Here is an 8170-nt window from a genome sequence, read left to right as displayed (position 1 = left end):
GTCATCGTTCGGTAAATAACTTCATGGTGAATATCATGGCTGCTGTAGTGGCTTATTGTTTGAATCCCAATAAGCCAACTTTCCAAAATATGCTAAAAGGCTAAGCAGATTTCGTCGAACTCAGGTTATTTAGCAGCTCGGCCCCATTCATTTAAACGTGCTGTGGAATTGTGCTGTGGCAGTTCGGCTGCTGCTATTAGTCTGGCCAAAGATTATCCAGACTTTAATGAAATAACCGTGTCGGATCTTAATCCGAAAGCATTGTTGTATAGTCAAATCAATGCCAGCTTTGCAGGTTTAAATAATATCACTCCGGTTTACAGCAATTTATTTACTCATCTTGCAGGACAGTTCGATCTTATTTTTGCCAATCCACCTTATTTAATGGATGCAGATCAGCGTCAATATCGGCATGGTGGAAATCAACTCGATGGTAATGAACTCGCCTTCAATATTGTAAAAGAAGGCATTCAGCGGCTTAATCCTCAAGGATGTTTATTTTTATATACGGGTGTAGCTATTCGTCCAAACGGTAATCCTTTTTTACAACAGCTTGAAAAATTAATGCTGTCTCAACCGAGTATCCATTGGTGTTATGAAGAAATTGATCCCGATGTTTTTGGTGAAGAACTGGATCAGCCTGCTTATCAGCAGATTGAAAGGATTGCTTTGGTTTTGGTGAAGGTGGAATTGATGGATTAAAAGCGGCTGCAATATTGAAAAACTTTAAAAGGCGTTTAGCTAAAATCGAAACTATTAAAAAATAAAGCGACTACAGTTAAATCAGTCGCCGCTTTTCCACCTATTCTATTTTAGGATGAATTAGGAAGCTATAGCTGAACCATATCAATGACAGTCGGCTCTGCAATATCATCGACACGTTTTTTAAAATTGGGACCCGGCGGGACTTATTCATCAGCGCATCGTCAAATTAACTCCAAAATATCAGCCTGTTGAGCCTGCTGTATCAGCCAGTCTTTAAATGCACTCAGCTTGGGTAAAGTACGGCATTCTTCTCTGTAAACAACATAATAAGCCAAAGTGGAAGGTCATTTTATTTCTGGATACAGGCGGACCAGACGCCCTGCTCTTAAATCATCATAGACCATGACACTTCTCGCGAGTGCTACTCCTTGACCATTAATTGCAGCCTGTAATACCGCAGCTGAATTATTGATTTTGAGGCCCCGTGGATTATCCTCATTAGTGATCTGATGAAAATACAGCCATGTATCCCAAGTCGTGAAACCAGAGTGATGATCCATTGAGAGATCATGAATTAAAGGTAAATTTAACAATCCTTCAGGAGACTTTAATTGCTCTAAATATGCTTGATAAAAGGTGGGTGAACAGACGGGGAAACGTTTCTTCTCCCATTAATTTTTCAGCGACAAGTCCAGACCAGCTTCCACTCCCATTGTCGGGTTAGCCTGTTCTTTCAGTGCTGGAGCTTTATTGGATATTTGGGGGATGGCAAATCATGAATATTGCTCTCCTGCCTTGGATTATTCTCTCGGCCTTATCTCTGTTATGGCTGCATAAAAAAGATGCAAAAGCAATTTAACTACTGGAAGGAAAAAATATACCCCTTCATATTTTATGAGGTCTGTGAATATAGAAACTTCTACATGACAAAAACAGTTTGAAATTTACATCTCAACTGCAATTTACGATTTTCAGCGTAATTCCGATAAGATTGGAATAGCTTTTATGTTAAGACTCTGATGAGTTCTAGCGAACAAGGATTGCTTTTCTTGTTATTCTTTTTAGTATTCTTCAAACTCTTTGTAAATGCTTTTCACTACTAGGATGTAATCAGCATTATCCACAGCTATTTGAATCAGATGATGTTCTGTCTGTTACCGAGTATAGTTCTTGTTCATCACTGACCATACATGGACTGGGATAAAGCACGATACATCAGAAAGAAAAAACCAACTGATGCATCGCTCACGAAATTAGTATTCGTAGTTATTATCGATAGACCATTCCTGTAACTTTCCAAACAAGATCTGGTCATTAAAGAGCAAGTCATTTTTTGCAAGTACTTTACTCTCATCTGTTGGACAGAAACCATCATCACAGTCTGAATCGACGACCCAACAACCACGGACAAACAGGATTTCATTTCCTTCTTGCTCCAGCTGTTTTTTCACCCGTTGAATTGCTTCATCGATGTTTTTTGCGCCTAAATAAGCTGTCACATACGCATAAGATTCCGATGGATCAGATGCCTTTTTAAATTCAATGCCTACACAAAAAAGATATTTTTTCATTATCGACTCCTGATTGATATGAATTGTCTGATTCAATTGGTTCAATTCCATGAACAGCTTCATGATTAACATACCGTATCTTTATTCAGCAGACCAGTAAGAACTCCCACTGATCTGTGTTTAAAACTTAATACGCCAATTTCAACAGCAGTCTAAATAGCCCTGCAACCAAGGCCAAGCTTAAAAAACCAGCCAGCCATAAGCCAATAAACCATTTCAATTCAGAAATTTTCATTCAGCCTCCTTAATGATAACCTTCATCACCCACACGCACTTTATCCCTGAAAATCCAATACGATAGTCCGGTATAAATAAGAATGATCGGAATTAAGATCAATGCGCCAATAAGGGCAAATAATTGACTACTGGCAGGTGCTGCAGCCTCCCAGATAGTGATGGATGGTGGAATGACATAAGGCCATAAACTAATCAGAAAACCGCTATAAGCGAGAATTACCAGAGCCAAAGTATAAATGAATGGCAGGAACTCTTTGCGCTGCTTACAGGCTTTGATTGCCAGGAAAGTAAACAGCAGAACCAGTACGGGAACCGGGCTAAAATAAAAGAGTTGTGGTTGACTGAACCAGCGCGCTGCAATTTCATGATGAAGCAAAGGCGTATAAATACTGACACAGGCAAAAATCAGCAATAATGCGATGAGCAGTTTTGGCATCAGTTCAAACATGCGATTCTGCAGCATTTTTTCGGTTTTAAAGATCAACCAGCCACATCCCAGGGTTGCATACAGTACAACCACACTTAAACCAGTAAACAGGGAAAAAGGTGTTAACCAGTCCAGACCACCGCCAGTATAGATACCATTCGTGGTTTTAATGCCCTGAATGTAGGCACCCAAAATCACGCCCTGAAAAAAAGAACTGAAGATCGATCCCAAAATAAAAGCTTGATCCCAAAGAGATTTGGTTTTATTGGCCTTAAACCGGAATTCGAAGGCAACTCCCCTGAAAATCAGCGCGATCAGCATCAGAATAATGGGTATATACAGAGCCGATAACACAGTGGAATACACCAAGGGAAATGCAGCAAATAATCCTGCACCACCCAGTACCATCCAGGTTTCATTACCATCCCAGACAGGTGCGACGGTATTCATCATAACATCACGTTCCTGGCGATCGGAAATAAAAGGAAATAGGATACCGATACCGAGGTCAAAGCCATCCAGCACGACATAGATCAGCACTCCTAATCCAATAATTAGAATCCAAATTAATGATAAATCGATCATTTTTGATTCTCCTGAGATTGTGTAGAATTTACTTGATCCAGATCGTTTTCCTCATCAATCGTACTTAAAGGACGTTTTGATGCCTGTATGACCGCCTGCTCACTATGGGGTGCCGAATGTATAAACTCCGGACCTTTACGCATCAGTTTCAGCATGTAGAAAATGCCAACACCAAACACAATAAAGTAGACCATTACAAAAATGATCAGGGTTAAACCCACCTGCTCTGCTGAAACGGGAGAAAGAGTATCTTTGGTCCGTAAAATGCCATAAACCACCCAAGGTTGACGACCGACTTCAGTGGTAAACCAACCAGCGAGTAAAGCGATAAATCCAGATAAACCCATGTATAAAGAAAATTTATGGAACCATGGTGTTTCATAAAATTTTCCGGTTTTTCTTAACCATAAACCAATGATGGCCATCAGCATCATCAGTACCCCAAGTCCGACCATAATCCGGAAACTCCAGAATATGACCAGTGAGTTTGGACGGTCTACAGGAGCAAATTCCTTTAAGCCTTTGACTTCACCATTTAAGCTATGCGTCATAATCAGACTGCCCAGGTTCGGAATACCGATCGCATACTTGGTTTCTTCAGCCTGCATATCGGGAATACCAAATAGATATAAAGGCATGCCATGATCTTTATTGGTTTCCCAGTGTCCTTCTATAGCTGCCAGTTTGGCCGGTTGATGTTCAAGCGTATTCAGGCCATGCATATCTCCCACAAACATTTGTAGAGGTGCCAATGCCACAATCATCCACATGGCCATGGAAAATGATTTTTTTACCAAGGCATCACGACGGCCTTTTAATAAATGAAATGCGGCTGTGGCAGCGACAAGCAAAGCAGAAACCAGAAAAGAGGCCATTGCCATATGTGCTAATCGATAGGGGAAAGATGGATTAAAGACAATGGCAAACCAGTCTTGCGGGACAATAATGCCATTTTCTATAGTAAAGCCCTGAGGGGTTTGCATCCAGCTATTCGAGGACAGAATCCAGAACATTGAAATACAGGTACCTATAGCCACCATCAATGTTGCGAAAAAATGGGTTTTCGGTCCCACTCGCCCCCAACCAAATAGCATAATCCCCAGAAAACCGGCTTCAAGGAAAAATGCACTTAAAACCTCATAAGCGAGTAATGGTCCTGTGACACTGCCGGAAATCCGTGCAAATTCACTCCAGTTGGTGCCAAATTGATAGCTCATCACCACACCGGAGACTACGCCCATACCAAAGGACAGGGCAAAAACCTTGATCCAGAACTTGAATAAGTCCCGGTATACCGGATCATTGGTTTTAAGCCAACGCCATTCCAGAACGGCCAGAAAACTGGCTAAACCAATAGAAATTGCCGGAAAAATAATATGAAATGATACGGTAAATGCAAACTGGATACGCGACAGTTCCAGCGCGGTTAGCCCTAAATTCATGCTGCCTCCTGCTGATTACTTGAATGCGGGCAGGACATCAACGGCGCTGATTGATGCAGTGAAACTGACACACCTTGCCGGACATTGATCCTCTGGTATAGAGATGCAACCCGTATACTGGATACGCTATAGACTTTTTTGAGGGCGAACGAAACCATTACGCTGTTAGCGAACAGCGAAAACTGAATTTTCATGATTAAAACTCTTTAAGATGTTGTGTAGTGCAAACAAAACAACTGTTTGACGTGACCAATCGTGTCCTAAAAAGTCAAAGGTGGTGCTCTGCCCTGCGGCAGCAAATACAGCTTCTGCAAGCTGAAATAGACATGCCGGAAGAACGACTGATAGAAATTTAGTCGAACCTGAATCCGGTCCAGAACTTCATCAATTCCCAGTTTAAATGGCAGTACCAAATCACCATAGACAGTGCAGTATTGGCACTGGTGATTATGCTGATTGTGATCTTGGGAGTGTTGAGGAATCAAATCCTTGAGCAGCTCATGATGAGCCGAGTGGGCATGATGGTCAGCAGACGAAAGAAGATTGTGGGTAATCGACATACAGACCGGAGCAATGTGAAATTTTTCCGGCAGCAGAGGCTGTAAATATACTGCGATTTGCAGAAGTAAAACTGCAAATGCAATAAAAAATCCACTTCGCTTCAGCAAACTTTCTCTCGACTGGAATCGAATTAAGAGGGATACATTGAATAAAAACATGAAATTTCAGAATAAATTCCTACGTATTTACTCAACTTTTCACTTTATAAATATATAACATATAGCCAGTTTTGAAAAGCAAAAAAATTAAACGAAAGGTGAATTAAATTAAAGACTTAAAATAAAAAATAAACTTGTTCTGTATAAACTGCCGAATATGTTTATTTATTGACTAAAGAGTGTCCACAAAAAAATTTACTGAATTGAAATGCATGAAAGGAAATTTTAAATAAGAGACGCTATTTTTTGTTCTAGCCAGGAAAAGCGTCATGCATTCCTAATAGATGTGTTTGAGGATTAAAAAATCTTGCCCCTCGGACCAGACAAACTTGTTTTATTTATTTAAATAAAACATCTCTTACTGCAGATTTAGCCTTTAATTTTCGATACACGGCAAGTCATTTTTCCACCAGGATTTCATGCCACCTTTTAACTGTGAGACCGAATACCCCATCTTGGCAAGTTTACGTGTCGCAGGAATGCTCCGGTGTGCTGATAAACAGATTGTTACAACAGGTTGATCTGTTTTGAGACCTAATGAGCGTATTGCAGGTTCTGTAAACCGGGTAATCGGCAAATTGACGGCACCTTCTATATGGCTGTGTTTAAATTCTTGCTCAGTTCGAACATCCACAATTTGTACATTTCCTCGTTGCTCCCATAATTTCTTTGTCGGGGTTTCAGGCACCTTGCCCCAAGGGACATACATCAGAATGTTAAACATGATTTCTCTCTATCAAAACAATTCTTATCTATAATTTATAAGAATATAGAATAAAAATAACGATTAAAATCACTATAAATCAATATTGGATTGAACTCTAAGTTTATGCTTAAAAATAGATGATGCCTTCAAATCCAGTAGAAAAATAAAACTATGTTTAATAACAGATTAGAATTAATGTAATAGCTTATTTTTTTTCAGTTCTAAATTTCATATTTTGTTATATTATAATTCATGCAATATCCATAAAAGCGTAGTGAAGTGCTCATAATGTTGGGAAGATTGTTGGGATTATCCGCAATCTTGTTACAGATCGCTGTGTTCCTGCAGCCTTTATTGCCAGAAAAGCACAGTGTTTTTTCGGTATGTAAAACTGTTGCCGTTGCATTAGATCTAGAAGTTAATAGCACTCACAAAACTCTTAATTTTCCAACATCCCATCCACACGTCCATCACACCAGTGCAGCAGATCAGAACGATGTACAGGTCGTCACCGACGTGCAGGATCGGCATGCACCACACCAACAGCAGAATGATTCACACACCACTCATGACTGCCAGTTCTGTCTGGTGCACAGCTATACCCTACCGCTACTGGACACCAAGCTCAGACCAGTACTGGTCAGAACTCAGACCTTACTTCTGTTCTTCAGTACCTCTGTCCCGCATGTACTGACCCCACCCGCTCCATGGTTCCTGATTCCTCAGGGCCGTGCTCCTCCTTTAACACTCACCCACTAAATCAACAGATGTGGTATCGCTGAGTAGTCTGCCTACGTTTGAATATCGATGCAGTATGGCTCTATCTATCGCATAGGCATCTCGTAACCCACATCTTCAGCCACAGTGGTCCAATCCGTAATAGGTGATCATGACGTTTAGTTTAACTGTGCTCAAACCTGCTTTGAGTTCAGTTGGTACCGTCTTAATTACTTTCGGATTTTTTTAAAGTGTTATTACAACTTTTTGATGTATCCATAAGGAGGAGATAATGATGAATCTACTTCAGCATGATCATGCACACTCGCAAAAAAATGATTTTAATAGCGGCTGTTGTCTGGATTTGGCGCAACAGATTGTCCGGATCAGACATGCCCTTAATATTTCACAGACAGAACTGGCGGCCAAACTGTGTATTTCTGCCCGTACCTTGGAGAGCTGGGAACGCGGAGTGCGTCATCCCTCAAGTTCGGCACAGGCTTTGATCAAACTATTTATAAAGTCGCCTCAATTTGTACTGGAAAATCTAGCTTGATGATAATCGGGAATAATTTAAACCCTTATGATTATCATCAATTTAAATCAATATTGGTTTGGAAGACACTCCATGTTAATTGTAATTACATCCCAGAATCGGCGTCACATTACTCCACATGCTGGAAAATGTCGAAAATTCTGGAAATATGAATTAAAAGATGAAAAAGTGACTGACAAACAGCTTATTGAAGTGGAAAAAGAAGAGTCTTTTTCCCAGTCTAGAGAAGTACTCGAAAAACTTTTGCCTATGGACATATTTGTGACTACAGGAATCGGAGATCGATTACGAGAAAAGCTCAGAAATATTGGTGTACATGTCATCGTGACTACAGAAATTGAACCAGAACAATTTATCTGCAGTTTGGTTTCAACTAAATAAACAATTTAGATTCATATCATCTTAACTTAAATAAAAGACCCTGCATCAGTAGGGTCTCTTATTTAAATTTCTAATTATTAAGAAGTATACGAACTATCACACCATGTGTAGCGGCAACGTAGCC

9 protein-coding genes and 4 pseudogenes are annotated in these 8170 nt (G+C 40.2%); 6 read left to right on the top strand and 7 right to left on the bottom strand.

Annotated elements, in window-relative coordinates:
* Both FTT83_RS11160 and FTT83_RS11155 read left to right on the top strand, forming a co-directional pair.
* Positions 1 to 104 (top strand): annotated as a pseudogene (locus FTT83_RS11160) (IS982 family transposase); the annotation flags it as partial.
* A 22-nt stretch (positions 105 to 126) separates the two neighbouring features.
* Positions 127 to 702 (top strand): annotated as a pseudogene (locus FTT83_RS11155) (methyltransferase); the annotation flags it as partial.
* A gap of 347 nt (positions 703 to 1049) precedes the next feature.
* On the opposite strand, the pseudogene FTT83_RS16100 reads toward FTT83_RS11155, so the two are convergent.
* A pseudogene (locus tag FTT83_RS16100) lies at positions 1050 to 1310 on the bottom strand (LysR substrate-binding domain-containing protein); the annotation flags it as partial.
* Positions 1311 to 1416: 106 nt separating this feature from the next.
* Here FTT83_RS16100 and FTT83_RS16095 point away from each other — a divergent pair.
* Positions 1417 to 1564 (top strand): annotated as a pseudogene (locus tag FTT83_RS16095) (MFS transporter); the annotation flags it as partial.
* 394 nt (positions 1565 to 1958) lie between these two features.
* Here the strand turns inward: FTT83_RS16095 and FTT83_RS11145 are convergent.
* The 6 genes from FTT83_RS11145 to FTT83_RS11120 form a co-directional block, all read right to left on the bottom strand.
* Positions 1959 to 2276, bottom strand: a complete 318-nt coding sequence (locus FTT83_RS11145; RefSeq protein ID WP_086194969.1) for a hypothetical protein — start codon at positions 2274 to 2276, stop codon at positions 1959 to 1961.
* Between the two features lie 127 nt (positions 2277 to 2403).
* Positions 2404 to 2511 carry a DUF2474 family protein gene (locus FTT83_RS11140; RefSeq protein ID WP_004973777.1) on the bottom strand — a complete coding sequence of 36 codons (108 nt, stop codon included), beginning with the start codon at positions 2509 to 2511 and terminating at the stop codon, positions 2404 to 2406.
* 9 nt (positions 2512 to 2520) lie between these two features.
* Positions 2521 to 3525: a cytochrome d ubiquinol oxidase subunit II gene (cydB, locus tag FTT83_RS11135; protein WP_180042714.1), complete on the bottom strand. Its 1005-nt coding sequence runs from the start codon at positions 3523 to 3525 to the stop codon at positions 2521 to 2523.
* Complete coding sequence (locus tag FTT83_RS11130) at positions 3522 to 4967, bottom strand: cytochrome ubiquinol oxidase subunit I (protein WP_180042715.1); 1446 nt, start codon at positions 4965 to 4967, stop codon at positions 3522 to 3524. Before FTT83_RS11130 ends, cydB begins: the two co-directional genes overlap by 4 nt.
* A gap of 260 nt (positions 4968 to 5227) precedes the next feature.
* Positions 5228 to 5686, bottom strand: a complete 459-nt coding sequence (locus FTT83_RS11125) for a DUF2946 family protein (protein WP_373456108.1) — start codon at positions 5684 to 5686, stop codon at positions 5228 to 5230.
* A gap of 376 nt (positions 5687 to 6062) precedes the next feature.
* On the bottom strand, positions 6063 to 6410 hold the full coding sequence (locus tag FTT83_RS11120; RefSeq protein ID WP_180042717.1) for a rhodanese-like domain-containing protein: 348 nt from the start codon (positions 6408 to 6410) through the stop codon (positions 6063 to 6065).
* 270 nt (positions 6411 to 6680) lie between these two features.
* Here FTT83_RS11120 and FTT83_RS11115 point away from each other — a divergent pair, with 270 nt between their 5' ends.
* The 3 genes from FTT83_RS11115 (at position 6681) to FTT83_RS11105 (ending at position 8046) form a co-directional block, all read left to right on the top strand.
* Positions 6681 to 7151, top strand: a complete 471-nt coding sequence (locus FTT83_RS11115) for a DUF2946 family protein (RefSeq protein WP_218948880.1) — start codon at positions 6681 to 6683, stop codon at positions 7149 to 7151.
* Positions 7152 to 7404: 253 nt separating this feature from the next.
* Positions 7405 to 7665 (top strand): DNA-binding transcriptional regulator, encoded by a 261-nt coding sequence (locus FTT83_RS11110; protein ID WP_166171018.1) that lies wholly within the window; start codon positions 7405 to 7407, stop codon positions 7663 to 7665.
* 72 nt (positions 7666 to 7737) lie between these two features.
* Positions 7738 to 8046, top strand: coding sequence for a NifB/NifX family molybdenum-iron cluster-binding protein (locus FTT83_RS11105; RefSeq protein ID WP_180176390.1), 309 nt, complete (start codon positions 7738 to 7740; stop codon positions 8044 to 8046).
* The last annotated feature ends 124 nt before the right edge of the window (positions 8047 to 8170 follow it).

It is taken from the genome of Acinetobacter sp. YH01018, assembly GCF_013420295.1.
GTDB lineage: Bacteria > Pseudomonadota > Gammaproteobacteria > Pseudomonadales > Moraxellaceae > Acinetobacter.
Note: the sequence above shows the minus strand (reverse complement) of the source record. Positions and strands in the feature narration are given on the sequence as shown.

Bases quoted from the DNA above. Each gene is read 5' to 3' on its own strand.
- FTT83_RS11120 (WP_180042717.1), bottom strand. From the start codon at position 6,410: ATGTTTAACATTCTGATGTATGTCCCTTGGGGCAAGGTGCCTGAAACC.
- FTT83_RS11125 (WP_373456108.1), bottom strand. From the start codon at position 5,686: ATGTTTTTATTCAATGTATCCCTCTTAATTCGATTCCAGTCGAGAGAA.
- FTT83_RS11105 (WP_180176390.1), top strand. From the start codon at position 7,738: ATGTTAATTGTAATTACATCCCAGAATCGGCGTCACATTACTCCACAT.
- FTT83_RS11145 (WP_086194969.1), bottom strand. From the start codon at position 2,276: ATGAAAAAATATCTTTTTTGTGTAGGCATTGAATTTAAAAAGGCATCT.
- cydB (WP_180042714.1), bottom strand. From the start codon at position 3,525: ATGATCGATTTATCATTAATTTGGATTCTAATTATTGGATTAGGAGTG.
- FTT83_RS11130 (WP_180042715.1), bottom strand. From the start codon at position 4,967: ATGAATTTAGGGCTAACCGCGCTGGAACTGTCGCGTATCCAGTTTGCA.
- FTT83_RS11115 (WP_218948880.1), top strand. From the start codon at position 6,681: ATGTTGGGAAGATTGTTGGGATTATCCGCAATCTTGTTACAGATCGCT.
- FTT83_RS11110 (WP_166171018.1), top strand. From the start codon at position 7,405: ATGAATCTACTTCAGCATGATCATGCACACTCGCAAAAAAATGATTTT.
- FTT83_RS11140 (WP_004973777.1), bottom strand. From the start codon at position 2,511: ATGAAAATTTCTGAATTGAAATGGTTTATTGGCTTATGGCTGGCTGGT.